At 62.3% G+C, this 25,625-nt stretch carries 23 protein-coding genes; 13 read left to right on the top strand and 10 right to left on the bottom strand.

Annotation, left to right across the window (positions count from 1 at the left end; all coding sequences use genetic code 11):
* Positions 1 to 147: 147 nt before the first annotated feature.
* Entirely contained in the window at positions 148 to 2,094 is a 1,947-nt protein-coding gene (locus ACA047_RS26225) for a methyl-accepting chemotaxis protein (protein WP_497354370.1), read from the bottom strand.
* Positions 2,095 to 2,145: 51 nt separating this feature from the next.
* The gene (gene gcbA / locus ACA047_RS26220; RefSeq protein ID WP_497354368.1) at positions 2,146 to 3,816 is read right to left on the bottom strand and encodes a diguanylate cyclase GcbA; all 1,671 of its coding nucleotides are present in this window, start codon (positions 3,814 to 3,816) and stop codon (positions 2,146 to 2,148) included.
* A gap of 287 nt (positions 3,817 to 4,103) precedes the next feature.
* Between gcbA and ACA047_RS26215 the strand changes: the two genes are divergently transcribed.
* The 6 genes from ACA047_RS26215 to ACA047_RS26190 all read left to right on the top strand — a co-directional run bounded on the left by ACA047_RS26215 (position 4,104) and on the right by ACA047_RS26190 (position 10,746).
* A complete protein-coding gene (locus ACA047_RS26215; RefSeq protein ID WP_497354366.1) occupies positions 4,104 to 5,171 on the top strand; it encodes a DUF2333 family protein in 1,068 nt (355 codons plus the stop codon).
* Positions 5,172 to 5,174: 3 nt separating this feature from the next.
* Positions 5,175 to 5,747, top strand: a complete 573-nt coding sequence (locus ACA047_RS26210; protein WP_497354364.1) for an NUDIX hydrolase — start codon at positions 5,175 to 5,177, stop codon at positions 5,745 to 5,747.
* 155 nt (positions 5,748 to 5,902) lie between these two features.
* Complete coding sequence (locus ACA047_RS26205) at positions 5,903 to 6,274, top strand: translation initiation factor Sui1 (protein WP_497354362.1); 372 nt, start codon at positions 5,903 to 5,905, stop codon at positions 6,272 to 6,274.
* Between the two features lie 211 nt (positions 6,275 to 6,485).
* Positions 6,486 to 8,399: an arginine decarboxylase gene (gene speA / locus ACA047_RS26200; protein ID WP_497354360.1), complete on the top strand. Its 1,914-nt coding sequence runs from the start codon at positions 6,486 to 6,488 to the stop codon at positions 8,397 to 8,399.
* A 233-nt stretch (positions 8,400 to 8,632) separates the two neighbouring features.
* Positions 8,633 to 9,952 carry a contractile injection system protein, VgrG/Pvc8 family gene (locus tag ACA047_RS26195; RefSeq protein WP_497354358.1) on the top strand — a complete coding sequence of 440 codons (1,320 nt, stop codon included), beginning with the start codon at positions 8,633 to 8,635 and terminating at the stop codon, positions 9,950 to 9,952.
* Positions 9,949 to 10,746, top strand: a complete 798-nt coding sequence (locus ACA047_RS26190) for a DUF4123 domain-containing protein (protein WP_497354356.1) — start codon at positions 9,949 to 9,951, stop codon at positions 10,744 to 10,746. Before ACA047_RS26195 ends, ACA047_RS26190 begins: the two co-directional genes overlap by 4 nt.
* Here the strand turns inward: ACA047_RS26190 and ACA047_RS26185 are convergent.
* The 3 genes from ACA047_RS26185 to ACA047_RS26175 form a co-directional block, all read right to left on the bottom strand.
* Complete coding sequence (locus ACA047_RS26185; protein WP_497354354.1) at positions 10,737 to 12,098, bottom strand: MATE family efflux transporter; 1,362 nt, start codon at positions 12,096 to 12,098, stop codon at positions 10,737 to 10,739. The genes ACA047_RS26190 and ACA047_RS26185 overlap by 10 nt on opposite strands.
* 153 nt (positions 12,099 to 12,251) lie before the next feature.
* Positions 12,252 to 12,611 (bottom strand): DUF6124 family protein, encoded by a 360-nt coding sequence (locus tag ACA047_RS26180; protein WP_497354352.1) that lies wholly within the window; start codon positions 12,609 to 12,611, stop codon positions 12,252 to 12,254.
* Between the two features lie 437 nt (positions 12,612 to 13,048).
* A complete protein-coding gene (locus ACA047_RS26175) occupies positions 13,049 to 13,342 on the bottom strand; it encodes a hypothetical protein (RefSeq protein ID WP_003197447.1) in 294 nt (97 codons plus the stop codon).
* A gap of 165 nt (positions 13,343 to 13,507) precedes the next feature.
* On the opposite strand from ACA047_RS26175, the gene ACA047_RS26170 reads away from it, so the two are divergent.
* From ACA047_RS26170 to ACA047_RS26155, 4 genes are read left to right on the top strand one after another with little or no spacing between them, the layout of a single operon-like run.
* Positions 13,508 to 13,813 carry a MazG-like family protein gene (locus ACA047_RS26170; RefSeq protein ID WP_497354350.1) on the top strand — a complete coding sequence of 102 codons (306 nt, stop codon included), beginning with the start codon at positions 13,508 to 13,510 and terminating at the stop codon, positions 13,811 to 13,813.
* Positions 13,810 to 14,559: a methyltransferase gene (locus ACA047_RS26165; protein ID WP_497354348.1), complete on the top strand. Its 750-nt coding sequence runs from the start codon at positions 13,810 to 13,812 to the stop codon at positions 14,557 to 14,559. The genes ACA047_RS26170 and ACA047_RS26165 overlap by 4 nt, the downstream gene beginning before the upstream one ends.
* Positions 14,560 to 14,571: 12 nt before the next feature.
* Entirely contained in the window at positions 14,572 to 15,180 is a 609-nt protein-coding gene (locus ACA047_RS26160; protein WP_497354346.1) for a DUF4136 domain-containing protein, read from the top strand.
* 20 nt (positions 15,181 to 15,200) lie between these two features.
* The gene (locus ACA047_RS26155; RefSeq protein WP_497354344.1) at positions 15,201 to 15,758 is read left to right on the top strand and encodes a DUF4136 domain-containing protein; all 558 of its coding nucleotides are present in this window, start codon (positions 15,201 to 15,203) and stop codon (positions 15,756 to 15,758) included.
* Positions 15,759 to 15,891: 133 nt separating this feature from the next.
* Here ACA047_RS26155 and ACA047_RS26150 read toward each other — a convergent pair whose 3' ends face one another.
* Positions 15,892 to 16,746, bottom strand: a complete 855-nt coding sequence (locus tag ACA047_RS26150; protein ID WP_497354342.1) for a MaoC family dehydratase — start codon at positions 16,744 to 16,746, stop codon at positions 15,892 to 15,894.
* A 2-nt stretch (positions 16,747 to 16,748) separates the two neighbouring features.
* Positions 16,749 to 18,101 (bottom strand): 3-oxoacyl-ACP reductase, encoded by a 1,353-nt coding sequence (locus tag ACA047_RS26145; RefSeq protein ID WP_497354340.1) that lies wholly within the window; start codon positions 18,099 to 18,101, stop codon positions 16,749 to 16,751.
* 163 nt (positions 18,102 to 18,264) lie between these two features.
* On the opposite strand from ACA047_RS26145, the gene ACA047_RS26140 reads away from it, so the two are divergent.
* The gene (locus tag ACA047_RS26140; RefSeq protein WP_497354338.1) at positions 18,265 to 19,542 is read left to right on the top strand and encodes an acetyl-CoA C-acetyltransferase; all 1,278 of its coding nucleotides are present in this window, start codon (positions 18,265 to 18,267) and stop codon (positions 19,540 to 19,542) included.
* Here the strand turns inward: ACA047_RS26140 and ACA047_RS26135 are convergent.
* Positions 19,529 to 20,557, bottom strand: coding sequence for a bile acid:sodium symporter family protein (locus tag ACA047_RS26135; protein WP_497354336.1), 1,029 nt, complete (start codon positions 20,555 to 20,557; stop codon positions 19,529 to 19,531). The two genes, ACA047_RS26140 and ACA047_RS26135, sit on opposite strands and share 14 nt — an antisense overlap.
* 79 nt (positions 20,558 to 20,636) lie before the next feature.
* Here ACA047_RS26135 and ACA047_RS26130 point away from each other — a divergent pair, with 79 nt between their 5' ends.
* Both ACA047_RS26130 and ACA047_RS26125 read left to right on the top strand, forming a co-directional pair.
* Positions 20,637 to 21,428: an AraC family transcriptional regulator gene (locus ACA047_RS26130; RefSeq protein ID WP_497354334.1), complete on the top strand. Its 792-nt coding sequence runs from the start codon at positions 20,637 to 20,639 to the stop codon at positions 21,426 to 21,428.
* Between the two features lie 258 nt (positions 21,429 to 21,686).
* A complete protein-coding gene (locus tag ACA047_RS26125; protein ID WP_497354332.1) occupies positions 21,687 to 22,580 on the top strand; it encodes a PA4780 family RIO1-like protein kinase in 894 nt (297 codons plus the stop codon).
* Between the two features lie 190 nt (positions 22,581 to 22,770).
* On the opposite strand, the gene cueR is transcribed toward ACA047_RS26125, so the two are convergent.
* On the bottom strand, positions 22,771 to 23,184 hold the full coding sequence (gene cueR, locus ACA047_RS26120) for a Cu(I)-responsive transcriptional regulator (RefSeq protein WP_497354330.1): 414 nt from the start codon (positions 23,182 to 23,184) through the stop codon (positions 22,771 to 22,773).
* Positions 23,181 to 25,574 carry a heavy metal translocating P-type ATPase gene (locus ACA047_RS26115; RefSeq protein WP_497354328.1) on the bottom strand — a complete coding sequence of 798 codons (2,394 nt, stop codon included), beginning with the start codon at positions 25,572 to 25,574 and terminating at the stop codon, positions 23,181 to 23,183. Before ACA047_RS26115 ends, cueR begins: the two co-directional genes overlap by 4 nt.
* Positions 25,575 to 25,625: the final 51 nt, after the last annotated feature.

Genomic DNA, 25,625 nt, shown 5'->3' with positions numbered 1-25,625 from the left:
CGACTATGCCGCAAAGCCTTTATGACTGTCCAGTTCTCTGCAATAGCCAGCACGATGACCGATGTTTGCGCGAAATTTGTGACTATGGTCCCAAATCCAGTCACCCCCCCCACCAACCCTTGTGGGAGCGGGCCCGCTCCCACAAAGTTAAACCCGAAACGCCTGTACCGCCGTATGCAGCCGCCCACCCAGTATCAGCAGATTATCGCCCTGTTCCCGCCCCTGGCCGATGCGCAGCAGGTTATCCCCACCCAATTGGTGAATCCGTTCGCTGTGATCGCGGATTTCGCTGACGGCGCCGCTTTGTTGGGCGGTGACATCGGCGATGCGCACCGCGGTTTCGGAAATGGTCTGAATGGCCCCGACGATTTTATCCAATGCACCGTCGGCCGCTTGTGCCTGGCTGGCGGTGGCTTCGGCGTGTTCGACCTGGGCCCGCATGCCATCTACCGACTGACGCGCGGCCAGTTGCAGGCGGGCGATCAGCGTCTGAATTTCGGCCGTGGCCCCCGCCGTGCGTTGGGCCAAGGAGCGGACTTCTTCGGCCACTACTGCAAAGCCCCGGCCCATTTCCCCGGCGCGGGCGGCTTCGATGGCGGCGTTCAGGGCCAGCAGGTTGGTCTGGTCGGCAATCGAGCGAATCACCGTCAGCACGCCACCGATGGTGGCCGATTCCTCGGCCAGTTGTTCGATCATTTGCGCATTGCCTTGCACTTCGCCCACCAGCGCATGCAGGCCCGTGAGGCTCAAACCGATGACTTTCTGCCCGTGTTCCACGGCATGCCCGGCGCTGCGGCTGGCGTCTGCGGCCTGGCTGGCATCGCCGGCCACTTGCTGGATGGTCGCCTCCAGTTCGCTGAGGGAATCGCGGATCAGCGCGGTGTCGTCGGCCTGATCCTCAGCACCACTGTGCAGTTCGCCGCTCAGCTCGGCCAGGGCGCGGCTGCTGCCGGCGACCTGTTCGGCGTTCAGGCGAATGGTGCCCACCAAGTCCACCAAGTAAGCACGTAGACGATTGAGCGATGCTTCGATGTCTTGCAGCTCGCGGTTGCTGGCGCCCACCTGGATGTCACGGCTGAAATCCCCTTCGGCCCAGGTCGACAGGGCCGGTGCCAGGTGCGTCAAGGTGCGAGCCAGGCGCCGCTGCAAGGTGTCGATGAGCAGCGCGATCAGCAGGATCAGGCCGATCATCACCCCTTGGATCAACCGGACCTCTCCCTGGATCTGCCCATGCAGGGCACGAACTGTGGGCTCCATGGCATTGATTGCCTGTTGCACATCTGCGGTTTTCTGATGGGTGGCGTTGCTCAACTCGGTGCGTTTCTGGATCAGTTCGCGGGTGCGCCCCAGTTCCGCGGGGTAGCGGCCAAGCAGGCTGTTGAGTTCGCGCTTGAGGGCGATGCCGGCGTCTTCGGCGGCGGTTTTTTCCTGGGCCTCCAACCCCATCAGTGCGGCGAAGTCATCGTTGCCCGATTCGCTACTGGCCGTTACGCCGAGCAGCGGCAGGCTGTCCAGGTGTTCGGCTTGCGCGCGGATGCTGGCCAGTTCTCGTTCGACATCGACGGCCAACTCGCTGCGGCCACTGCTGACCAGTTTGTCCCGTGTCAGGGACAGTCGGCCCAAGTGTTGCGAAGCGGCGAATAAGGGTGGCAGGTAAGCCGGGGCGCCATTGGCGTATTGGGCGAGTTGGTCCAGGCTGGCGCTCAATTCCCGCTCGGCCTGCAACAGCAGGGCCTGCGGATCGCCGGCCAGTTTGCCGGCGGCCAGCAGATCGGTCTTGCTGAAGCCGTCGAGGCTCGACAGGCTCGGGCGCAGGGTCTGGGCCAGCTCCGGCGGGAATTGATCCAGGTCTTTTTGCAGGGCTTCCAGGGCCTGGGTGGCAGCACTCAGGCGTAAGGCATCGCCGCTGGCCAGATAATCCTCGATGTTGCGCGTCACCTCGCCCTGGAACTGTCGCGACAGACCCAAGTAGCGCTCCATCAGAAGATAGGGGCGCTCCAGGGCGATCTGCGACCACCAAAGCGTGGCGCCCAAGCCAAGGCACACGGCAACTAAAAGAAGAGTATTGAGATTGGTCAGCAGCTTCAGGCGCATCAAGGTCTACCGAGGGCAGAATCGTAAGTGCCTGAAGTTATTGCGTTTTGGTTACAGCTTTATGACCGAATCGGTTGATTCCGATGAAAAGGTGGCACTTTGCTTTGATTGCCGTGCGCTTTGAACTCGGTTGCGTCCGGCGTGCTTGGCGCGGTACAGCGCTTCGTCTGCCTGGCTGGCCATCATCAGGCTGTCGGATTCGTCGCTCATCTCCACCACGCCGGCGCTGAAGGTGCACCACAAGTCATGGGGCTGGGCCGGGTAGTGGATTTCGGCAAAGCGTTGTCGGATTTCATCCAGCACCTTGCAGGCGGCGTCGATGTCAGTGTCGGGCATGACGATGGCGAACTCTTCACCGCCGTAACGGCCAATAAAGTCGGTCTTGCGCAGGCGCTGCTTGAGGAACAGCGCCAGGCTTTTGATCACCCGGTCGCCCATGGGATGGCCGTGGCTGTCGTTGACCCGTTTGAAATGATCGATGTCCAGCATGGCAAAGCTCAGGGGTTTGCCTTCGCGGCGAGCGCGGAAGCTGCAATCTTCGAGCAACTGCAGGATGTGGGTGTGGTTGTACAGCCCGGTGAGGCTGTCGCGCACCATCCGCGCCTTGAGGTTGCGGGCCCGGGCCGCGCGGTTGCGCACGGTGGTGATCAAGTGCCGAGGCTTGATCGGTTTGGTCAGGAAGTCGTCGCCGCCTTCGCTCATGGCGTCGAGCTGTTTGTCCAGGTCGTCTTCGGCGGACAGGTAAATGATCGGCACGCTGACGTAGCGGTCATTGTGGCGGATCACCTTGGCCAGTTCCGTGCCGGTGCAGGCGGGCATGTACATGTCGAGGATGATCAGGTCCGGCTGGAAATCCGCCAACTCGGCCATGGCCTGGATCGGTTCGATCAGCGTGCGGGTGACGATGCCGGCGCTGTTGAGCAGGCGCTCGGTGTGCAAAGCTTGGGCGCGGGAGTCATCGATGATCAGCACTTTGTAGGGTTCGTACTGGGCGACGCAGGTCAGCACTTCGATTTTTTCCAGCAGACTCGAGGCGTCGAGGGTGCCGGTGAGGAATTCCTGCCCGCCAGCGCGCACGGCCGCCAGCCGTGTCGGTGTATCGGTTTCCAGCAGGCTGAAGAACAACAGTGGCAACGGTTGCTCAAGACCTTCCTGGGCTTCGGCCGCCAGTTTCAGGCCGACGCCGGGGCCGCTGAAGTCTACGTCCATGACAATCGCCGCCGGCAGGCGCTCGACTATAGACGCCCGAAATGCCGCGACACTGTCCAGCGCCTGGGCGCTGAGGCCGAAGAACTCCAATTGCTTGGCCAGGCGCTCGGCGCGGTCATAGTCTTGCAACATCACGTAGATGGGCTTGCGCAGCGGCGGCAGGAAGGTTTGTTCGAGCTGGTCGCCGTGGCGCAGGCCGGTGCGGGACAGACGCTGCATCAGGCGATTGATTTCAGTGATCAGGTGGCTGCTCAGGCGCCCGCGATTGGCGTCCACCGCTTGCAATGACTGGCTGATGCCGTGGGCAAGCTGAGAATGCTCCGGCTGCTCGAAGCGCTCGGCAAAGCGCAGCAGGCGCAGATTGGCTTCGCTGAGCTCTGACAGATCGGCACTGGACCATTCACTGCGTTGCAGGCGCTGCCAAATCTCCAGGATCTGACGAGCCTGATGAATTACCCGCTGGGCAAAGTGGTGCTTGAGGCGCTCACGGCTGGGGTCTTCTGGCTCGGTCATATCCTGACTACTAGTTAGGGTGCATGCTGAGGTCGACTGGTGGCTCTATGCTAGCACTTCTTCTCCCCCGGCATGAGTGTCATACGTCAATAATATGTTTGGTCGCGAAATTCAGTTTATGACTGGCCGGTGTCGTAGGCCGATGGCGGCGCTTCCTTTATAGTGGCCGTTCGATTGCCCTGCGGTGGCCGGCATGAGGGGCGCCGCATTATCGCGTTTCAAATCAGGCACGATGGCGTAGGGTTGTGGTCGAAACCGTGAACTCAAGTGATTGAAGGGATATCGCCATGCTGGACTGGAAAAACCGCGCGGGCAGCGCGCCTGAACGTGCCGCCGAGCCGAAATCGGCCACCCGCAGCTACCTGGGTGGGCTGTTTTTCAGCCGGGCGCTGGCCACATTGGTCGGCCTGTACCTGCTGGTGACCATTGCCGTCGGTTGGTATTGGAGCCAGGAGCCCGCTCTGTTCCCCGTGCAGCAGAACGCCCAGGCGGCGGCCGAGAGGGACGGCCGGCAAATGGTGGTTGGCTACACCACCGTCGAGACCCTCAAGACCGTGGCTGGAACCCTGCTGACCAAGCCGGGCGGCTACATTTCCAACGATCGTTTCCCGCCGGGCCTGTGGATGGACAACATGCCGAGCTGGGAATACGGCGTGCTGGTCCAGGTCCGCGACCTGAGCCGCGCCTTGCGCAAGGACTTCGCCCGTTCCCAGTCCCAGTCCGCCGAGGACGCCGACCTGGCCAAGGCCGAGCCGCGCTTCAACTTCGACAACCGTAGCTGGGTGCTGCCTTCCAGCGAGTCGGAATACCAGGAAGGCATCAATTCCCTGAGTCGCTATCAGGCGCGCCTGTCCGACCCTGCCCAGAAAAGCGCACTGTTCTACGCCCGCGCCGACAACCTGAACAACTGGTTGGGGGATGTCGGCACCCGTCTGGGCTCGCTGTCCCAGCGCCTGTCGGCCAGTGTGGGTCGGGTCAAGCTCAATACCTCGTTGAAAACCGAAGTCCCGGCCCCGGGCCAGGTGCCGCAGGTGGATGAAGAGGTGGTTGAAACCCCTTGGCTGCAAATCGATAACGTATTCTATGAGGCGCGCGGCCAGGCCTGGGCGCTGTCCCACTTGCTGCGTGCCATCGAAGTGGATTTCGCCGATGTGCTGGCGAAAAAGAACGCGACGGTCAGCGTGCGGCAGATCATTCGCGAGCTGGAAGCCTCCCAGGAGCCGGTCTGGAGCCCGATGATTCTCAATGGCAGCGGCTTTGGTGTATTGGCGAACCATTCGTTGGTCATGGCCAACTACATCTCCCGCGCCAACGCGGCGGTGATCGACTTGCGGCAATTGCTGAATCAGGGCTGATTCATGAACGAAAGCACCCGGGAGGTCGCTCACCGAGTGGCCTCGGATGCCGAGCTTATCGCTTGGGTCGATGAAAACGACAATCTGCTCGGCAGCCTGGTGCGCTCCGATCTGCGTGAGCGAGGCCTGATTGGCCGCGGCACCTACATCATGCTGTTCAACTCGGCCGGTGAACTGTGCGTTCATCGACGTACCCTGAGCAAGGCGATTTATCCGGGGTTCTGGGACGTGGCGGCGGGAGGGATGGTGCAGGCGAACGAGACCTACGCCGAGTCGGCCGCCCGTGAGCTGGCAGAGGAGTTGGGGGTGAGCGGTGTCGAATTGACGGCTCATGACCATTTTTATTTCGAAGACCCCGGCAGTCGCCTGTGGTGTTCGGCGTTCTCGGCGGTGTGGGACGGCCCCCTGGTATTGCAACCTGAAGAAGTGCTTGAAGCGCGTTTCCTGCCCGTCGAACAGGTCCTGGATGAAATCCAGCGCAAGCCTTACTGCCCGGACTCTCTGGCGGCGCTTGAGCGCTATTTGCGCGCCCATGGCCGTGACGTGAAAAAGAAGCTACAAATTGGCGCCGATTAGCCCTTAGCAAGTCGGCTTTTTGCCGTTACACTGCGCGACTTTTCAAGCTGAACCGGCGTCTGCGGTCCAGCAGCGCTGCCCCTGCCTGAGTGGGGCTTCGCGGTCGAGAGCACTTCTCTGCTCGACCAGTCTTTGTCCTCCCAAGAGGATTGCCGGTGGCCAAAAAAGCCGCATCCTTCGCCGCCTTGGGCGGCCTGGTATTTTCTACCGACGCCGGTCGTCATTGCCCTGATTGCCGTCAACCGGTGGATGCCTGCATCTGCAAACAGACCGTTATCCCCGCCGGTGACGGCATCGCTCGCGTGCGCCGTGAAAGCAAAGGCCGCGGCGGCAAGACGGTGACCACGATCACTGGCGTGCCGTTGGCCGAAGACGCGCTCAAGGAACTGGCCACTACGTTGAAAAAACGCTGTGGCACCGGTGGCGCGTTGAAAGACGGCATCATCGAGATCCAGGGCGATCACGTCGAGCTGCTGCTGGCGGAACTGACCAAACACGGTTTCAAGGCAAAAAAATCCGGCGGCTAGCAGCCTCTGTGAAAACCACCCTCGGCTTGATCCGAACCCGACGTTCGAGATCGCCCACATGGTTTTCACAGAGCCTGTTCTGAACGGGCTTCTAAACTCAGCGCTGCAAGCAGGGTCTACCTTGCTGACAGACAATTCGTCATTTTCACTCTTTAGACTGCGCCAGCCTCCGACCGGATGGTGCATTTTGACTTCTTTATAGGGGACTTCGATGTCCGTAAGACGCACACGCAAAGACGATGGCAGCCAATGGACAGTTGCGGACAGCCGCAGTGTTTACGGGATTCGCCATTGGGGGGCCGGGTATTTCGCGATCAATGACGCCGGTCGCGTCGAAGTCCGTCCAAACGGCCCCGAGAGCTCGCCCATCGATCTGTACGAGCAAGTCGACCAGTTGCGCCAGAGCGGCCTGTCGCTGCCCTTGCTGGTGCGCTTCCCCGACATCCTGCAAGACCGCGTGCGCCAGCTCACCGGCGCGTTCGACAGCAACATCGCGCGCCTGGAATACCAGAGCAAGTACACCGCGCTCTACCCGATCAAGGTCAACCAGCAGGAAGCGGTGATCGAAAACATCATCGCCACCCAGAACGTCTCCATTGGCCTGGAAGCCGGCTCCAAGCCTGAACTGCTGGCGGTGCTGGCGCTGGCGCCGAAGGGCGGGACCATCGTCTGCAACGGTTACAAGGACCGCGAGTTCATCCGCCTGGCGCTGATGGGCCAGAAGCTGGGCCATAACGTTTTCATCGTGATCGAGAAAGAATCCGAAGTCGGCCTGGTCATCGAAGAGGCCGAAGCGCTCAAGGTCAAGCCACAGGTCGGCCTGCGGGTGCGCCTGTCGTCCCTGGCGTCGAGCAAGTGGGCCGACACCGGCGGCGAGAAGTCCAAGTTCGGTTTGTCTGCTGCACAGCTGTTGTCGGTGGTCGAACGCTTCCGCGCGGCCGGCCTGGATCAAGGCATCCGCCTGCTGCACTTTCACATGGGCTCGCAGATCGCCAACCTGGCGGACTACCAGCACGGTTTCAAGGAAGCGATCCGCTACTACGGCGAGCTGCGCAACCTCGGCCTGCCGGTGGATCACATCGACGTCGGCGGTGGCCTGGGTGTGGACTACGACGGTACGCACTCGCGCAATGCCAGTTCGATCAACTACGACATGGACGATTACGCCGGTGTCGTGGTCGGCATGCTCAAGGAATTCTGCGATGCCCAGAGCTTGCCGCATCCGCACATCTTCTCCGAAAGCGGCCGCTCCCTGACCGCCCACCACGCGATGCTGGTGGTGCAGGTGACCGACGTCGAGAAACACAACGACGACGTGCCGGTGATCGACAACAAACAGGAACTGCCGGAAACCGTGCAATGGTTGGTGGACCTGCTGGGCCCGACCGATATCGAGATGGTCACCGAGACCTACTGGCGCGCCACCCACTACATGAGCGACGTGGCCACCCAGTACGCCGACGGCAAGCTGACCCTGGCCGAAAAAGCCTTGGCCGAGCAGTGCTACTTCGCGGTATGCCGGCGCCTGCACAACTCGTTGAAGGCCCGCCAGCGTTCCCATCGTCAAGTGTTGGATGAACTCAACGACAAGCTCGCCGACAAGTACATCTGCAACTTCTCGGTATTCCAGAGCCTGCCAGACACCTGGGCCATCGGCCAGGTGCTGCCGATTCTGCCGCTGCATCGCCTGGACGAAGAGCCGCTGCGCCGCGCCGTGCTGCAAGACCTGACCTGCGACTCCGACGGCAAGATCAAGCAGTACGTCGACGAGCAGAGCATCGAGACCAGCCTGCCTGTGCATTCCCTCAATCCGGGCGAAGATTACCTGCTGGGCATCTTCCTGGTGGGCGCCTATCAGGAAATCCTCGGCGACATGCACAACCTGTTCGGTGACACCGACTCGGTGAACATCTATCAGAACGCCGACGGCAGCGTGTACCACGCCGGTATTGAAACCCACGACACCATCGAAGACATGCTGCGCTACGTGCACCTGTCGCCGGAGGAGTTGATGACTCACTACCGAGACAAGTGCGCCAGCGCCCGTATCAGCGCCGCCGAGCGCACCCAGTTCCTGGATGCCTTGCGCCTGGGGCTGACTCGATCGTCTTACCTGTCTTCCTGATGGGTTAATGAGCACCCTCCGGGCTGTCAGAAAATACACCGTATGTTGCGGGTTTTTTCGGATAGTCCCGGAGGGTGTTTTTATTTGTGCCGCCGTTATTTCCACAAATTGGTTCATTTAATCGGTGCTGTCCTTATTTCGTGTAGTCCCTTTCCTAACTTGTGCTTGGGCTCTCTACTCGGCCATGGCTCTCAGCGAGAATCCCCGGCCGCCCCTCCTGTAGAGATACGCCGATGTCCGATCCAGCCAGCGAGCCATCATTTTGTCTGGAGATAACCGGTCTGCCCGACCCCTTGGTTGTCGTGGCCTTCACGGGTAGCGAAGCCATCAGCGAACCCTTCGTTTATGAAGTGGAGCTGTTGATCAACGACACGTCCCTGGACCTGGCGGGCCTGCTGTACCGCAGCGTCTGGTTGAGTTTCGGGAACTCGGGCCGGGGCATTCATGGGCAGATTCACGCGCTGGTACAGCACCGTCATGGCGCCGGCTGCCGAGTGCGCATCGGGCCGAAGCTGGCTTGCCTGGCGCAGCGCTTCAGCCAACGGGTGTTCAGCGCCCGCTCGGTGCCGCAGATCATCCGCCAGGTGCTCAAGGCCCATGGCATCAGCGGTCGTAGCTTGTGTCTGGATTTGAACGGTGATTATCCGCTGCGGGATTTTTGTACCCAGTATCGCGAGTCGGACCTGCAGTTTCTCCAGCGTGTGTGTGCCCAGGCGGGCATCCACTTTCATTTCGAGCAGGCTCGGGACGGGCATTGCCTGGTTTTCGCCGACAGTGCGGGTAGTTTTCCTTCTGCTGGCGAGGCGGTTTACGGGGGCGAAGCGCAGGCGCCTGGGGTGCGAGCTTTCAGCGTGCAAATCGATGCTTCGGGGGCGCAGCTCGGCCAGGGTCGAAGCGATCTGATGGACCTGCATTGTGGCCAGACACTGTCGCTGACGGCTCATCCGTTTGAAGGTTGGAACCAGCGCTGGCTGTTGACGAAGGTCGAGCATCGCGGCCAGGCCGGCGGCTATGGCAACCAGTTTCGGGCCCTCCCCTGGGGAGTACCGTTCGTGGCGACCAGGGTCCCTGCCAAGCCGCGCATGGTGAGCCGGCAGCGCGGCTGGGTCGTGGCGGTGGATGAGCCGACGGTGCAGATGGCCGGACGAGTGGCAGTGCAGTTTGACTGGGTCTATCAGGGCGAGGGTGCCAGCCCCAGTCATTGCTGGCTGCCCTTGGCTCCCGAGCTGGCCGCTGGCAGGCCGGACGCCATCCGTGACGGCACCGAGGTGCTGGTGAGTTTTATCGAGGGCGACCCGGACCGGCCGTTGATCAGTGCCTTCCTCAACGCGCCTGCCTGCGCAGAACCTGCCCCTGAGTTGCCCTCAAGCGCGACCGTGCAGCAAGCACCTTGGCCGTCTGAAACTGACTCGGTCTTGCTGGCCGCGATCCAGGGTGCCGAGCCGCTGGTGTTGTTGTGCCTGTTGCCCGGAGGAGGCCGCTTCAGCCCGTGTGCTCAGCCGGTGTGTACCTGCCGCCTGCTCACGCGGCGCGGCTCGGGCATTGCACCATGAGCGCAGCCGCCATGTCTGGATCAACGCCGCAATGGCTGCTGCTCGACGTACCGGGCGCACCCGGCGCCGCGCAGCTTGTGCAAGAGCAGTTCGCAGAGACCCGGCGCTTTGCCTTGTTCGAAGGCACCGAGTTCCACGGGTTGAGGGAGCAAGGGCCACTGCTGGTGGACTTGCAGCAATCACCGGCGCTGGCTGGCCTGTGTCATCTGGATGCCGGGGCCTGGCCGGGGTTGCTGTTGGTGAGCGCATCGCCGGCTGCGCAATTGCTGGCGCATCTGCGACGCATGCTGACGGTGACGCTGGGCCTGCATCACAAAGCCTTATTGAGCTATTACAACCCGCACACCGCCAGCTATTTCTTCGACGGTTGCGATCCTCGGGAGCTCAGTTGCTGGTTGGGGCCGATCAGTCTGCTGCGCTGGTTCGGTGGCACCTGGGCCGACCGGGCGATTGGCAGCCAGGGTTGGCAGCAATTGTCCAACCCTGGGCTACCGGTGTCGGTACTGGAAACCGAGCACAGCCTCAGCGACCGGCAGCGGAGCCAGTTGCAGCAGTGCCTGCTGGAGCGTCACGCCTGGTGCTGGTCTCGCTCCACCGGGCGGGATTACCGCTTACTCTGGGATGACTTGCAGCAGGGGTTGGTGCTGGGCTTTACCGAGCGGGCGGTGCTCGACGATTGGTTGTGGCTACGCCTGCAATACCCCAAGGCCCGACTGGTGCCGGTGCTGAAGGGCGAATCGCAGCGCGAGCGTCTCGATCACCTGCGACGGCTGTGGCGGGGCGATCAAGGTTGAACGTTTTGGGCACGGGCACCGAGCCAGCTGTCGCGCCGCTGCAAGTGCCAGGCGATTGCGCCGAGGGTCAGGCTGCGCAATGCCATGAACAGCAAGAAGGTGATCCACAGCCCGTGGTTGCCCCATCCTTGCAGAGCCCAGGCGAACGGCAACACCAGCAGCAAGGTCAGCAGCATGCCGTTGCGCATCTCCCGGGCGCGGGTGGCGCCGATGAACAGGCCGTCGAGCAGATAGCTCCAGACTGCAATTAGCGGCAGGGCTGCCAGGTAAGGCAAGTAGCGGTAAGCGGTGGCACGCACGTCGGGGATGTTGGTTTGCATATCGATGAACAGGTGGCCGGCGAGCAGAAACAGCAGCGCAAATCCGACGCTGGCAATCAGTGACCAACCGCCGGCCACCACCAGCGAGCGGCGCAGGGCCAGGCGGTCGCGGGCGCCAATGGCGTGGCCGCACAGCGCTTCGACGGCATGGGCCAGGCCGTCCAGGGCATGAGCCGTCAGCAGCAGGCCGTTGAGCAGCAACGCGTTAGCCGCCACGGTCGCATCCCCCAGCCGCGCGCCTTGCACCGTGATCAGGAAAAACACCGCTTGCAGCACCAGGCTGCGGATGAAAATGTCCCGGTTCACCGCCAGCAGCGGGCGCCAGCTCTGCCACAACCCCAGGGCCGCCCAGGCAATCTGCCCCGGCCAGGCGCGCAACGTTTTACGGGCCAGGGCCAGGCCGACCAGCGCACCGGTCCACTCGGCGACCACCGACGCCCGGGCCGAACCGATCACACCCCAGTCCAGGCCGATCACGAACCACAGGTTCAGGGCGATGTTCACCAGGTTAGTGACCAGCAGAATGACCAACGGCGCCCGGGCATTCTGGGCACCGAGGAACCAGCCCACCAGCGCATAACTGGCCAGCGCCGCCGGCAGGCCGAAGAGACGGGTGTGAAAGAAGTCCCGGGTCAACTGATTGAGTTCGGCGGATGGCTGCATGAAATGCAAAGCCACGTCACTCAACGGCACGCCAACGGCACCGAGCACCACCGACAGCCCCATCGCCAACAGCAGGCCTTGCAGCAACACCTGCCGCAACGCCGTCCCGTCACCACGCCCGGCTGCCTGGGCGGCGAACCCGGTTGAACCCATACGCAAGAAACCCATGGCCCACGCCAGCACCGTATACAAACTGGCCCCGACTGCCACCGCGCCCAATTGATGGGCATGGGGCAAATGGCCGATGACGGTGCTGTCCACCAGTGCCACCAGCGGCACGGAAATGCTCGAAAGAATCATCGGCGCAGCCAGTGCCCAAACCCGGCGATGGGAGAGGCGGTCGCGCCAGTCGGTGATCAGGTTGGGCATGGGGGCTCCTTGATGGAGCGCGATTGTAGCGGGTTCTCGTACTGATCGTTCCCACGCAGGAGCGTGGGAACGATCTTAAGATTGCGTCAGCCGACTTGGGGCGGCTGCGCCACCCAGCGGGAGCAAGCTCCCTCGCCACGAGGGGTGTAGCGGCTAGCGGGGGTCGACGTTATCCAGCGCTCGGTTCGCCAGCAATCCGCCCAGTTCGATCAATTGCTGAATGCCCAGGGCAACGTGCCGTCGCGAGCCTTCGAGCTCGAATGCCAGGTCGCTGACCATGGCATTGGCCGAGGCCAGGGTTTCGCTGAGGTTGGCGAGCAGGCATTCGGTGTCGATGCCGTTTACCACGCTGAAAATCTGGCCCAAGGAGGGCGCGGTTTCGGGCTTGTCCGGCGTGGGTTTCAGGTAAAAATCGAGGGCGCGTTCGGCGGCTTTGTCGAACTCTTTTGAGTCGATGGGTTTGCAGGGGGAAGTCGGATCGGTGTCCGGTGGGTTGGGTGTTACTTTGAACATGGTGAAACTCCGTGATTGGTTGAGCCACCACGACCTATCGCTAAACAAGTAAAGGTGGCGGCTGTACGCAGGTTAGCGATCCGGGTCACAGAAACCCCGGGTAGACCAGAAGGTCTCCCACGCACAGCCACCATTACGCAAATTGCAGACGTAAAAAATCTGCAATAGAGACTGGGCATTGTTGCGTCTGTGTTGAGTCGGATCGCTAAACCCGATCACTGATTTGTCAGCGACCGAGAAACAATAAAGCCCGACCCCAAGGCGCACAAGCCGGCGGATTCTGGCGTAGTTGTAGGCAACGGCGCAAGGCGACGTAGCCCTGCCCCGTCACCGTCCTACACCAACAAACACACGATGTTCATCAGGCAAACAATCCATTGTGGCGAGGGGATAAATCCCTCGCCACAATGGTGTTCGGCGCGGTATCGATCTCAGCCCTAGTGAATAATCCAACTCAACAACCATAACCCCAACACCAGCCAAATAATCCCCATGACGATCGATGCCCGCATGAAGGCGCGGATCGCCGAGTACAGCAGCATCAGCCCGAGGATCAGCGCGATGATGCTGATGATCGAGGTGTCCATGCCCAGTGTGCGCGACAGGCCATCGACGAAGTTGCCGCCCGCGTTGGCCAGGGTGTTGAACAGGCCGCTGAGCAGGTCGACGATAAAACGGATCACCGAACCGAGTGCCTGGCCGAGCCATTCGAAAAAGCTTTCTACCTGCATGTGTACGTCCTGATGAGGGGGAATCGGAATCGAGCCTTTGGCTGCTGATTGTAGGAGCTGTCGAAGGCCGCGATCGTTCGATTATGGGGCAAACCGCTGCATCATACCGAGACTCTTGCCTTCGCCCGTCATCCCCTTGAAGCTATGCTCATTCAGGAGAGCCCGATGAACCTTGTTGAACTGACCGAACGCATGCACGCCATTCGTGACCGTAACGATTGGCGTCAATTCCACAGCCCGAAAAACCTCGCCATGGCCGCCAGTGTGGAAATGGCCGAGCTGGTGGAGATTTTTCAGTGGTTGACCGAGGACCAGTCGCGCCAGTTGCCGGCGGACAAACTGGCCCACGCCGGGCAGGAAGTCGGTGACATCGTGTTGTACCTGTTGCTGTTGTGTGGCGAATTGGGATTGGACATGGAGGCCGTGGTGCGCAGCAAACTGGCCGACAACGAACGGCGGTTCGGCCAATGAGCGACCGTCATTTCGATCAGCTCGCCACGCGCTTTGCCGAAAAAATCTACGGTGGGGCCAAAGGCGCGATCCGTCTGGCGGTGCTTCAGGCCGATCTGCTCGAGACGTTGCCGCAGCGTCCGTTGCGCGTGCTGGATATTGGCGCTGGCCTGGGTCACATGTCGTTGTGGCTGGCCGAGCGCGGTCATCAGGTGACCCTGGCCGAGCCGGCCGAGCCCATGCTTGAGGGCGCCCGCCAGCGGTTTGCCGATGCCGGACAGAGTGCAACGTTCATTCAAGCGCCGTGGCAGGAACTGCTCGGCCAGCTCACCGAGCCCTATGACCTGGTGCTGTGTCACGCCGTGCTGGAATGGCTGGCTGAACCGCATGCGATCCTGCCGGTGCTGCATCAACTCACGACCCCTGGCGGCTGGCTGTCCCTGGCGTTCTATAATCGCGACGCGCTGGTCTATCGCAACCTGCTCAAGGGGCATTTTCGCAAGTTGCGTAAAAACAATATGGCAGGTGAAAAACAGAGCCTGACCCCGCAACAACCCCTTGATCCGCGGGAATTGGCGGCGCAACTTGAAGGTATGTGGCAGGTCGAAAACCAGAGTGGCGTGCGGGTGTTCCATGACTACATGCCGGTGGAATTCCAGGGGCGCGTCGAGCTTGCGCAGTTACTGGAAATGGAGCTGGCCCACCGTCGCCACCCTGCGTTTGCCGGGTTGGGACGTTATCTGCACTGGATCTGCCGTCCGGTGTGATTGGAGAGCGAAATGAAAGGCCGTTCAGGGTTACTGGTGTTATGTCTGGGACTGGCTGCCTGCCAGGGTAGCAACCCGTATGTGGCGTCTTCCAGACCGTTGCCGCCGGCCCCGCCCGAGGCCGCCACGGTGCTCGACCGCAGCGCCTACCCCGCGCCGCCTCGTGACTACGGGCGCTATCGCAGTTGGGCCTGGCTCAACGGCCAACTGCCACCGGGTACCGTTTGGGCGGACTCGGCCCAGGTGGCCGAAGCGGTGAGCAATGCCCTGGACCAGCGCGGCCTGCGCCCGTTGCATGACAACCGCCCGGCTGACCTGTTTGTAAGCGCCGACTTGCACCTGGAGACCCGTCTGCGTCAGGTTCGGGACGACTATGATGCGGGATACTACGGTGGCTACAACCGTCACGGTCCCGGCTATGGCATGTACAACACGGTGCCGGTGGTGCGCACTTATCAGGAGCAGGTCATGGTGGTTCGGGTGAACCTGTTCGATGCCCGTAATGGTCAACCGGTGTGGAGCGCCAGCGCCGAGACCAGCCAGCGGGGCAGTCAGAGCGAGCGCACCGATGCCATTCGCGAAGCGGTGGAAAAAGCCATGTCGGCCTATCCTCCAAGTTGATTACGTAACGGAGAAAAACCATGTTTCGCCGCCTTGCTCTACTGGCGTTTGCTGTGCTGCTCAGCGCCTGTACTTCCAACCAAGTCAACCACGACTTTGACACCAGCCGTGATTTTTCGGCCTATCGCAGTTGGAGCTGGAAAGAGCCAGCGTTGCAATATCGTCCCGATGATCCGCGCATCCAGAGCGACCTGACCGAGCAGCGGATCCGCCAGGCCGTTGCCGATCAACTCGACCAACGCGGCCTGCGCCCGGCAGCGGCTGGCGCGCGGGGCGATGTCCAGGTCCAGACCTACCTGATCGTCGAGGACCGCCAGCAACAAGTGACCACCAACTACGGCGGCGGTACGGGTGGTCCTTGGAATGGTTATTGGGGCGGACCGGCGTACAACGAAACTCGCAGCATCAGCTACAAGGTCGCCACGGTGCAGATCGACCTGCTCGATGGCAAGGACGGCAAGCTGGTGTGGCGTGGCAGCGATGAGCAACTGCTCAACAACTCGCCCAGCCCGATCGCCCGCAACACGGCGGTGCGTGAGACGGTGGGACGCATCCTGTCCAACTACCCGCCGCGGTAGCTAGAAAAACTGTGGGAGCGGGCTTGCTCGCGAAGACGGCGGCACATTCAGCATTGATGCAAGCTGACCCACCGCTATCGCGAGCAAGCCCGCTCCCACAGGGGGATTACCTCGCTACATGTCATCGCCCCTCTCAGGCAATCGGCCGCCAGCCACCGACCATATGCTCCAACTCCCCAGCCCCGACCAATCGCAAATGTCCACTGGACCCCGCTGCACTCGCCAGCAGTGTCACTTCACTGGGCAGGCGCACCGGCTTCTTGAAGGTTACCTCGATTTCCAGGTTGGCCTCGGGCAAATGAGTATCGAGCGCCGCCAGGGTCCTGGCCTTGTTCCACAGGCCATGGGCGATGGCGGTGGGGAAGCCGAACAGTCGGGCGCTGATGGCGCTCAGGTGGATCGGGTTGTAGTCGCCGGATACTTTGGCGTATTGCCGGCCAATGTCAGCCGGTGCTGTCCAGTGCGCCACTTCGGTCAATGCCAGGCTGGTCTGCGGAGGATCCGCCAGCAGCGTGCCGTCAAGCTGGACGCCCTTGCAGAGCATCTGGCTTTCGGCCTCCCATAGCGGCCCCAATTGATCATCGATGCGGGTCACGAGGTCGAACACCGCGCCCTTGGGGTGGGCTTGCAGGTTTTCGACATTGACGCTGGCCCGCACCTGGCTGACCCCGCCCATGGGCCGCAGCACACGGATGCGGTTACTCAGATGGATCAACCCCAGCAACGGGAACGGAAAGTCCCGGGCGGTGAGCAATTGCATCTGCAAGGCGAACGCCAGTACGTGGGGATAGGTCGGCGGCAGCAGTCCGTTTTCGGCGAACCCACAGACCTTGCGATAGGCCGCCAGCCGTTGCTGATCGACCTGCAGCATTTGGCGCAATCCTTCTTCTGGCAAGGTCTTGCCGGTGACCTTGCGGCGCGTCGCTGCTTTTACGTACAGCTCGGACATACTTGGCGCGGCGCTTACCTCATGCCATTGGATCGTCATGGTCATGCTCCCAAGAGGCTTTGCCCACACACCCGCAACGCCTGCCCGGTGACGGCGCCCGTGCCCGGCTGGGCGAGCCAGGCCACGGCTTCGGCGACGTCCTGGGGCAGGCCGCCCTGGCCCAGGGAGCTCATGCGTCGCCCGGCTTCGCGCAGCGCAAAGGGGATGTCGGCGGTCATGCGGGTTTCAATGAAGCCCGGTGCCACGGCGTTGATGCTGATCCCGCGTGGCTGCAGGGTCGGCGCCCAGGCCTGGGCCAGGCCGATCAGCCCGGCCTTGCTCGCGGCGTAGTTGGTCTGGCCACGATTGCCGGCGATGCCGCTGATGGACGCCAGCAAGATCACCCGGCCGTTGTCCCGCAGGGTGCCGCTGTCGAGCAGGGCCTTGGTCAACACTTGCGGGGCATTGAGGTTGACCGCCAACACCGCGTCCCAGAATTCCGGGGTCATGTTGGCAAGGGTCTTGTCCCGGGTAATGCCGGCGTTGTGCACCACGATATCAACGCCGTTGGGCAGGTGTTCGATCAACTGGGTGGCGGCGTCTGCGGCGCAGATATCCAGGGTTACACTGCGCCCGCTCAAGCGTGCAGCCAGGGCGTCGAGGTCGGCCTTGGCCTGCGGGACGTCCAGCAGGATCACCTCGGCGCCGTCACGGGCGAGGGTTTCGGCAATGGAGGCGCCAATCCCGCGGGCCGCGCCGGTGACCAGTGCCTTGAGCCCTGCGAGTGGTCGGGTCCAGTCCTGAACCTGGGTATCGCACGCATTGAGGCGTATGACCTGCCCGGAAACGTAGGCGCTTTTAGGCGACAGGAAAAACCGCAGCGCTCCTTCCAACTGCGCTTCGGCACCGTCGCCGACATACAGCAGTTGCAATGTCCCGCCGTTGCGCAACTCTTTGGCCAGGGAACGGCTGAAACCCTCCAACGCCCGCTGGGCACTGGCGGCGAACGGATCGCCAAGGTTCTCCGGGGCGCGACCGAGGATGACGACATGGGCGCTGTGATCGAGGTTTTTCATCAAGGGCTGGAAAAATCCCCGCAGCTGCTTGAGCTGATCAGCCTGCACCAGATGGCTGGCGTCGTACACCACAGCCTTGATTTTCGGACCGTGGCCGGGGATCCATTCGGTGGCCAGGGTCGGTTCGCCACCGTAGATGAAGATGGCATCGGTCAGGCGTTTGGCAAATGTGCCGACCTGTTCGGTCAATGGCCCGCCGCCCAGCAGCAGTGCGCCTTCGATCGGCCGCAGCCGCCCGGCCTGCCAGCGCTCCAGACGGACCGGCGATGGCAGGCCCAGGGCCCCGACCAGACGCAGGCCAATGGCCGAATTGGCGAAGTCGATATAACGGTCTGACATGGAACACACTCCGGCTGATGAGGTTCAAAGTGTGGACCATGATTGGCAATCAGTCGTTCGATCGGCGAGATAAAGCCTAAGCTTGAGCGGCAGCCCTGTTCCAAGAGCACCGCGGGCGGTTGATGGGTGATGGGCACATTCGAACATACACAGGGAGTTCTTCATGACACAGCTACGCCGCGTCGCGATTATCGGTGGTAACCGCATTCCCTTCGCCCGTTCCAATGGGCCCTACGCCACTGCCAGCAACCAGGCGATGCTGACGGCTGCACTCGAGGGGTTGATCGAGCGCTACAACCTGCATGGTCTGCAAATCGGCGAAGTGGTTGCCGGTGCGGTGCTCAAGCACTCCCGGGATTTCAACTTGAGCCGCGAGTGCGTACTCGGTTCTCGGCTGTCGCCCACGACCCCTGCCTACGACATACAACAAGCGTGTGGCACGGGGCTGGAGGCGGTGCTGCTGGTGGCCAACAAGATTGCCCTGGGCCAGATCGACAGCGCGATTGCTGGCGGGGTGGATACCACTTCGGATGCGCCGATTGGCGTCAATGAAGGGCTGCGCCGGATTCTGCTGCAAGCCAATCGCGCCAAGACTACGGCTGAGAAAATCAAGACGTTCCTGCAATTGCGCCCCCAGCACCTGGCCCCAGAGCTGCCGCGCAACGGCGAGCCGCGAACCGGTCTGTCCATGGGGCAGCACTGCGAATTGATGGCCCAGACCTGGCAGATCCCCCGGGAAGAGCAGGACCAACTGGCCTTGGAAAGTCATCAGAAAATGGCCGCGGCCTACGCCGAAGGCTGGCAGAGCGACTTGATGACGCCGTTTCTCAGCCTGACCCGGGACAACAATCTGCGGCCGGACCTGACCCTGGAAAAACTCGCCTCTCTCAAACCGGCTTTCGAAAAAAGCGCCAAGGGCACGATGACAGCGGGCAACTCCACGCCACTGACCGATGGCGCTTCGCTGGTGTTGCTGGGCAGCGAGGAGTGGGCCAAGGCGCGGGGCCTGCCGATCCTGGCGTACGTGCGCGACGGCGAAACCGCGGCGGTGGACTTCGTCCATGGCGCCGAAGGGTTGCTGATGGCGCCGGTCTATGCCGTGCCACGGCTGCTGGCGCGCAACGGTCTGACGTTGCAGGACTTCGATTATTACGAGATCCACGAAGCATTCGCCGCTCAGGTGTTATGCACGCTGAAGGCCTGGGAGGATCCGGACTACTGCAAGACCCGTCTGGGCCTTGACGCGCCACTGGGCGTCATAGACCGCAGCCGGTTGAACGTGAAGGGCAGCTCCCTGGCCGCCGGCCATCCGTTTGCCGCCACGGGCGGGCGAATTGTCGCCAACCTCGCCAAGTTGCTGGATACGGCGGGGCAGGGCCGGGGGCTGATTTCCATCTGCGCGGCCGGTGGCCAAGGCGTGACGGCGATTATCGAGCGTTGAGAATCGCCTCGTTCGGTGGTGTGGCCAACGCTCGCTGACGGCTGGCGTAGCGCTCGGCCAGGATCGAACAAACGATCAACTGCAGCGGGTGGTAAATCATGATCGGCAACAGAATCAGCCCCAGGCCGGGGTTGTTGCCGAAAATCAACGCCGCCATCGGCACCCCGGCGGCCAGGGATTTCTTGCTGGCGCAGAACACCGCTGCGATCTCATCCGCGTTGCTGAACCGCAGGGCCCGAGCGGTGCGGGTGGTCATCCACAAAATGATCGCCAGCAATACGGCGCTGCCAAGCAATGCGCTGAGCAGCACGCCGTTGCCCTGCTGCCGCCAGATCCCGGACACCATCGAATTGCAAAACGCCGCGTAGACCAGCAGCAGGATCACCAGTTTGTCGATGATGCTGGTGTAGCGTTTGTACCGGCCGAAAAAACCGGCCAGCCAGCGCCGCAGAAACTGCCCCAGCACCAGCGGCAGCAGCAACATCATGCAGAGATCGAGCAGGGTCGAACCCAGGTCAATGCCCCCGGCGCCGCTGCCGACCACGAAGCTGACCAACAGCGGCGTCAGGAAAATCCCCTGCACACTGGACAGGCTCGCGTTCAGAATCGCCGCCGGCACGTTGCCGCCCGCGCTGCCGGTCAGGGCAACCGAGGAGGAGATGGTCGAAGGCAGGGCGCACAGGTAAAAGAACCCCAGCATCAACAGCGACGGCACGTGGCTGCCCAGCAGCCAATTGCTGGCCAGCCAGATCAACGGAAACACCCCAAAGGTAAAACCTTGCACCATCAGGTGCAGCCGGGTGTTTTTCAGGCCGTGGCGGATCTGCTCGCCGGACAGGTTGACCCCATGCAGGAAAAACACCAGGAAGATGCCGATATTGACGACCCACTCGGCATGCAGGGTGCCGCCGGTGGCGCCAAAGGTCGGAAAGATGTACGCCAGCAGCGTGGCGAGCAACATGCCGCAGAGGAACCAGTCGGTCACCATGCGTTTGAGGTGTCTGAGGATATGCATAGGGCACCGCAGGTTGTAAGAAAAGATAACTTAGCCTAACGTCGATCCTGACAGCCGTCTTGCGACATAAGGCCAATCAATGCCGACTAACGGACACCTTCAGCTCGAACGGCGCATTCCCGACCTGATGGAATTGCCGAGGCCGCTTTACGCACGGGTCGAAAGCTTGAACGCCGGTTCATGGACACAAGCCCATCGTCATGATTGGGTGCAGTTTTCCTACGCGATCAGCGGCGTTCTCGGCGTGCACACCGCTGAAGGCAGTTTCTTTGCGCCGCCACAGTGGGGCATCTGGATTCCGGCCGACCTGGAGCATCACGTCGTGACCTCCACCCGTGCGGAAATGCGCAGCCTTTATGTCCACCGCGAAGCCTGCCTGTGGGCCGATGAGCGCTGCCGGGTTCTGGAAGTCGCGCCGCTGGCGCGGGAGTTGATCAAGGTTTTCTGTCAGTTGCCGGCCGATTATCCACAGGGCGATACCCGGGAAGAACGACTGGTGCAAGTGTTGCTGGATCAGTTGGCAACGCTGCCGGAGGTAGGCTTTTCCCTGCCGTTGCCCCGACATACTCGCCTGCTGGGATTGTGCAACGAACTGATCGAACAGCCCGACCAGAACGTCACCCTGCAAGCCTGGGCCGAACGCTTGGGCACCTCGGAGAAAACCCTGATGCGCCTGTTCCAGCGCGAAACCGGCCTGAGCTTTCGGGCCTGGCGTCAGCGCATGCGGTTGTTGTCGTCCCTGGGGTCGCTTGAGAAGGGCGATAGCGTGACCGGCGCGGCGCTGTCGTGTGGGTATGATTCAACCTCCGCTTTTATCGCGGCGTTCAAGGGGATGTTTGGATTTACACCGGGGGAGTTGTTCAAAGACTGAACTGGGCAGAGCCGCCTTGTGGCACTTGTCTACCGCTAACGGTAAACACGACTGTCAGCTCTTGTCGCAAATACCTTTGTATTCAATTGCCAACGCCACGGTCGGTCTCGGCTATTATTCGGCTCGGTCGATTTAATCCGGCACATTGTGTGCATCGTAAGGTTCATAGGTCGGCAACCCCCTCCCCGTGGAGTGAGGATTGCCGTATAACGACTGTCATTCGCGTGTTCGGTAATAAAGGACCCACAATAAAAGCTGATGAAGACTCCAAAACGCATTGAACCCCTGATCGAGGACGGTCTGGTCGACGAGGTGCTGCGCCCACTCATGAGTGGTAAAGAAGCAGCTGTTTATGTGGTGCGCTGCGGCAATGAGCTACGTTGCGCCAAGGTCTATAAGGAGGCGAATAAGCGAAGTTTTCGTCAGGCGGCCGAATACCAGGAAGGCCGCAAGGTGCGCAACAGCCGCCAGGCCCGGGCCATGGCCAAGGGCTCGAAGTTCGGGCGCAAGGAAACCGAAGACGCCTGGCAGAACGCTGAAGTGGCGGCGCTGTTCCGGCTGGCCAGCGCCGGTGTGCGAGTGCCCAAGCCGTACGACTTCCTCGAAGGCGTGCTGTTGATGGAGCTGGTGGCCGACGAGTACGGCGATGCGGCGCCGCGTCTGAACGATGTGGTGTTGGAGCCGGATCAGGCCCGTGAATATCATGCGTTCCTGATCTCCCAGATCGTGCTGATGCTGTGTACCGGCCTGGTGCACGGTGACCTGTCGGAGTTCAACGTACTGCTCACGCCGACCGGCCCGGTGATCATCGATCTGCCGCAAGCCGTGGATGCTGCGGGCAACAACCATGCCTTCAGCATGCTGGAGCGGGACGTGGGCAACATGGCGTCCTACTTCGGCCGGTTTGCCCCGGAGCTGCGGCGCACCAAGTACGCGAAGGAGATGTGGGCGCTGTATGAAGCCGGCACCTTGCACCCGGCCAGCGTGCTGACCGGCGAGTTCGACGAGCCGGAAGAACTGGCGGATGTCGGCGGGATCATGCGGGAAATCGAGGCCGCCCGCCTGGACGAGGAACACCGCCAGGCCGTACGCGCCGCCGACGATGCTCCACCCGGTAAAACCGAAGAACCGCCTCCACCCTGGATGCAGTGATCGGTTAACCAGAAACCCGGCCAAGGCCGGGTTTTTTGTGGGTACTCAAAAAACTCAGCCTCACCACCAATCCCCTGTGGGAGCGAGCTTGCTCGCGAAAGCGGTGAGTCAGCTTGCAGTGATGTTGGATGTGGCGACGTCTTCGCGAGCAAGCCCGCTCCCACAGGGTATTTGGGTATTGCTGGTGTCATTAGGCTTGGACCGCCTCTTTGCAACACCCTGACGCCAGCTCCTTGAGAATCGGGCAGTCTGGGCGGTGGTCACCGTGGCAGTGTTGCACCAGGTCTTGAAGGGTGTCGCGCAGTTCGGCCAGTTCGCGGATTTTCTGGTTCAGTTCGTCGATATGTTGTCGGGCCAGGGCTTTGACGTCCGCGCTGGCTCGTTGGCGGTCTTGCCAAAGGGTCAGCAGTTTGCCGACCTCTTCGAGTGAAAACCCAAGGTCCCGGGAGCGCTTGATAAATGCCAGGGTGTGCAGGTCGTCGGCGCCGTAGATCCGGTAGCCGCTGTCGGTGCGATGGGCGGCCTTGAGCAGGCCGATGGATTCGTAATACCGGATCATCTTCGCGCTCAGGCCGCTCTGGCGGGCCGCTTGGCCGATGTTCATCGCTTGTCCTCCAGGTGCTCGGGTGTCCAGAATTTCAACAGTAACGCATTGCTCACCACGCTGACGCTCGACAGCGCCATGGCCGCGCCGGCCAGCACCGGGTTGAGCAAGCCGAACGCCGCCAGGGGAATGCCGATCAGGTTATAGACGAACGCCCAGAACAGGTTCTGGCGGATCTTGGCGTAGGTCTTGCGACTGATCTCCAGCGCCGCTGGCACCAGCCGCGGGTCGCCGCGCATGAGGGTGATGCCGGCGGCGTGCATCGCCACGTCAGTGCCGCCGCCCATGGCGATGCCGATGTCCGCGGCGGCCAGGGCCGGGGCGTCGTTGATGCCATCGCCCACCATCGCCACCACCGAGGTGTTCTTCAGCTGCTGAACGATGGCGGACTTATCGGCCGGCAGTACCTCGGCATGGACGTTGGTGATCCCCAGCGCCTGGGCCACCACCCGGGCGCTGCCCCGGTTGTCGCCGGTGAGCAAGTGACTGGCGATGTGCCGTTCATTCAAGGCCTGTACCGCCGCGAGGGCGCCGGGCTTGAGCGTGTCACCGAAGGCGAACAGACCCAGCACCCGGGGCGTTGTGTTTTGTTCGATCAGCCAGGACAGGGTCCGGCCTTCGGTTTCCCATGCTTGCGCAGACTCGACCAGAGAACCGGGGCTCAGGCCCAGTTCGTCCAGTAGACGCCGGTTACCCAGGGCCAGGCGGCGCCCGTTGAGGCTGCCGGCAATGCCCCGCCCGGTCAGGGACTGGCTGTTGCTGACATCCGGCACGTCCAAGCCGCGCTCGGCACAGGCGTCCAGCACCGCTTTGGCGAGGGGGTGTTCGCTACCGCGTTGTAAGGCGCCGGCCATTTGCAGCAGCGTGTTTTCATCACCGTCAAGGGCGCTCAAGTGAGCGATGCGTGGCGTGCCGGAGGTCAAGGTACCGGTCTTGTCGAACACCACCGTGTTGACTTCATGGGCGCGCTCCAAGGCCTCGGCATCCTTGATCAAAATCCCGTGGCGCGCGGCCACGCCGGTGCCGGCCATGATCGCCGTGGGCGTCGCCAGGCCCAAGGCGCATGGGCAGGCGATCACCAGCACGGCGACCGCGTTGATCAACGCGGTTTCCAACGGCGCACCGTACAGCCACCAGCCGATCAGCGTCGCCAGGGCCAGCACCAATACCACCGGCACGAATACCTGACTGACTTTATCCACCAGTTTCTGAATCGGTGCCTTGGCCGCCTGGGCGTCTTCCACCAGGCGGATAATGCGCGCCAGGACGGTTTCGGCGCCCAAGGCCTGAGTGCGCACCAGCAGCCGGCCTTCACCGTTGATCGCGCCGCCGGTGACCTTGTCGCCGGGCTGTTTAGGCACCGGCAGGCTTTCGCCGCTGATCAGCGCTTCGTCGGCGTGGCTCTGGCCTTCGAGCACTTCACCGTCCACCGGGAAGCGTTCGCCGGGTTTGACCAACACCAAGTCATTCAAGCGCAGGGCGCTGATGGCAACGTCCCGTTCCTGGCCGTCAATCACCTGAATCGCCCGTTCCGGGCGCAAGGCTTCGAGGGCGCGGATGGCGCTGGCGGTCTGTCGCTTGGCACGGCTTTCCAGGTATTTGCCCAGCAAGACCAGGGCAATCACCACGGCCGAGGCCTCGAAATACAGGTGGGGCATGCTACCGGGACGGGCGATGACCCACTCATAAAGGCTCAAGCCGTAGCCGGCGCTGGTGCCCAGGGCCACCAGCAGGTCCATGTTCCCGGCCCCGGCACGCACGGCTTTGAACGCGGCGACATAAAAGCGCGCCCCGAAGATGAATTGCACCGGCGTCGCCAAGGCAAATTGCGCCCAGGCCGGTAGCATCCAGTGCACACCGAACGGCTGCAACAGCATCGGCACCACCAGCGGCATGGACAGCAAAATCGCCAGCGCCAGGGCCAGGCGTTCACGGTTCAGACGATTGGTCTGGGCGTCACGGGGTTGCTCGGCCTGCCAGACACTGGCGTCATAACCGGCGTGCCTCACCGCATTGATCAGGGTTTGCGGATCGACCTGGCCGAACAACTGGAGGTGAGCCCGCTCGTTGGCAAGGTTGACGCTGACGCGGTTCACGCCGTCGACTTTACCCAAGGCACGTTCGATCCGGCCAACGCAGGAGGCGCAGGTCATCCCCTCGATGTTCAGCTCCAGGGATTGAACGGGAACGCTATAGCCGGCCTGTTCGACGGCCTGCATCAAGGCTGGCAGGCTACCCTCGGGCGCCTGGACTCGGGCCTGTTCGGTCGCCAGGTTCACGCTGACGGCGCGGGCACCGGTGACTTTGCTCAAGGCCCGCTCGACCCGCCCGGCGCAGCTGGCGCAGGTCATGCCGGCAATCGGCAGATCGAAAGTGATGGATTCGGACATCGGTCAGGCTCCCTGTAGTGAATGACTACAGGATCAACCTTGCCATGCTGG

It is taken from the genome of Pseudomonas sp. LBUM1664, from assembly GCF_059695895.1.
Note: the sequence above shows the minus strand (reverse complement) of the source record. Positions and strands in the feature narration are given on the sequence as shown.

What these genes read in the sequence shown, in the direction of transcription:
- ACA047_RS26225 (WP_497354370.1), bottom strand. Translation starts at nt 2,094, where the DNA reads ATGCGCCTGAAGCTGCTGACCAATCTCAATACTCTTCTTTTAGTTGCC.
- gcbA (WP_497354368.1), bottom strand. Translation starts at nt 3,816, where the DNA reads ATGACCGAGCCAGAAGACCCCAGCCGTGAGCGCCTCAAGCACCACTTT.
- ACA047_RS26215 (WP_497354366.1), top strand. Translation starts at nt 4,104, where the DNA reads ATGCTGGACTGGAAAAACCGCGCGGGCAGCGCGCCTGAACGTGCCGCC.
- ACA047_RS26210 (WP_497354364.1), top strand. Translation starts at nt 5,175, where the DNA reads ATGAACGAAAGCACCCGGGAGGTCGCTCACCGAGTGGCCTCGGATGCC.
- speA (WP_497354360.1), top strand. Translation starts at nt 6,486, where the DNA reads ATGTCCGTAAGACGCACACGCAAAGACGATGGCAGCCAATGGACAGTT.
- ACA047_RS26195 (WP_497354358.1), top strand. Translation starts at nt 8,633, where the DNA reads ATGTCCGATCCAGCCAGCGAGCCATCATTTTGTCTGGAGATAACCGGT.
- ACA047_RS26190 (WP_497354356.1), top strand. Translation starts at nt 9,949, where the DNA reads ATGAGCGCAGCCGCCATGTCTGGATCAACGCCGCAATGGCTGCTGCTC.
- ACA047_RS26185 (WP_497354354.1), bottom strand. Translation starts at nt 12,098, where the DNA reads ATGCCCAACCTGATCACCGACTGGCGCGACCGCCTCTCCCATCGCCGG.
- ACA047_RS26180 (WP_497354352.1), bottom strand. Translation starts at nt 12,611, where the DNA reads ATGTTCAAAGTAACACCCAACCCACCGGACACCGATCCGACTTCCCCC.
- ACA047_RS26175 (WP_003197447.1), bottom strand. Translation starts at nt 13,342, where the DNA reads ATGCAGGTAGAAAGCTTTTTCGAATGGCTCGGCCAGGCACTCGGTTCG.
- ACA047_RS26170 (WP_497354350.1), top strand. Translation starts at nt 13,508, where the DNA reads ATGAACCTTGTTGAACTGACCGAACGCATGCACGCCATTCGTGACCGT.
- ACA047_RS26165 (WP_497354348.1), top strand. Translation starts at nt 13,810, where the DNA reads ATGAGCGACCGTCATTTCGATCAGCTCGCCACGCGCTTTGCCGAAAAA.
- ACA047_RS26160 (WP_497354346.1), top strand. Translation starts at nt 14,572, where the DNA reads ATGAAAGGCCGTTCAGGGTTACTGGTGTTATGTCTGGGACTGGCTGCC.
- ACA047_RS26155 (WP_497354344.1), top strand. Translation starts at nt 15,201, where the DNA reads ATGTTTCGCCGCCTTGCTCTACTGGCGTTTGCTGTGCTGCTCAGCGCC.
- ACA047_RS26150 (WP_497354342.1), bottom strand. Translation starts at nt 16,746, where the DNA reads ATGACGATCCAATGGCATGAGGTAAGCGCCGCGCCAAGTATGTCCGAG.
- ACA047_RS26145 (WP_497354340.1), bottom strand. Translation starts at nt 18,101, where the DNA reads ATGTCAGACCGTTATATCGACTTCGCCAATTCGGCCATTGGCCTGCGT.
- ACA047_RS26140 (WP_497354338.1), top strand. Translation starts at nt 18,265, where the DNA reads ATGACACAGCTACGCCGCGTCGCGATTATCGGTGGTAACCGCATTCCC.
- ACA047_RS26135 (WP_497354336.1), bottom strand. Translation starts at nt 20,557, where the DNA reads ATGCATATCCTCAGACACCTCAAACGCATGGTGACCGACTGGTTCCTC.
- ACA047_RS26130 (WP_497354334.1), top strand. Translation starts at nt 20,637, where the DNA reads ATGCCGACTAACGGACACCTTCAGCTCGAACGGCGCATTCCCGACCTG.
- ACA047_RS26125 (WP_497354332.1), top strand. Translation starts at nt 21,687, where the DNA reads ATGAAGACTCCAAAACGCATTGAACCCCTGATCGAGGACGGTCTGGTC.
- cueR (WP_497354330.1), bottom strand. Translation starts at nt 23,184, where the DNA reads ATGAACATCGGCCAAGCGGCCCGCCAGAGCGGCCTGAGCGCGAAGATG.
- ACA047_RS26115 (WP_497354328.1), bottom strand. Translation starts at nt 25,574, where the DNA reads ATGTCCGAATCCATCACTTTCGATCTGCCGATTGCCGGCATGACCTGC.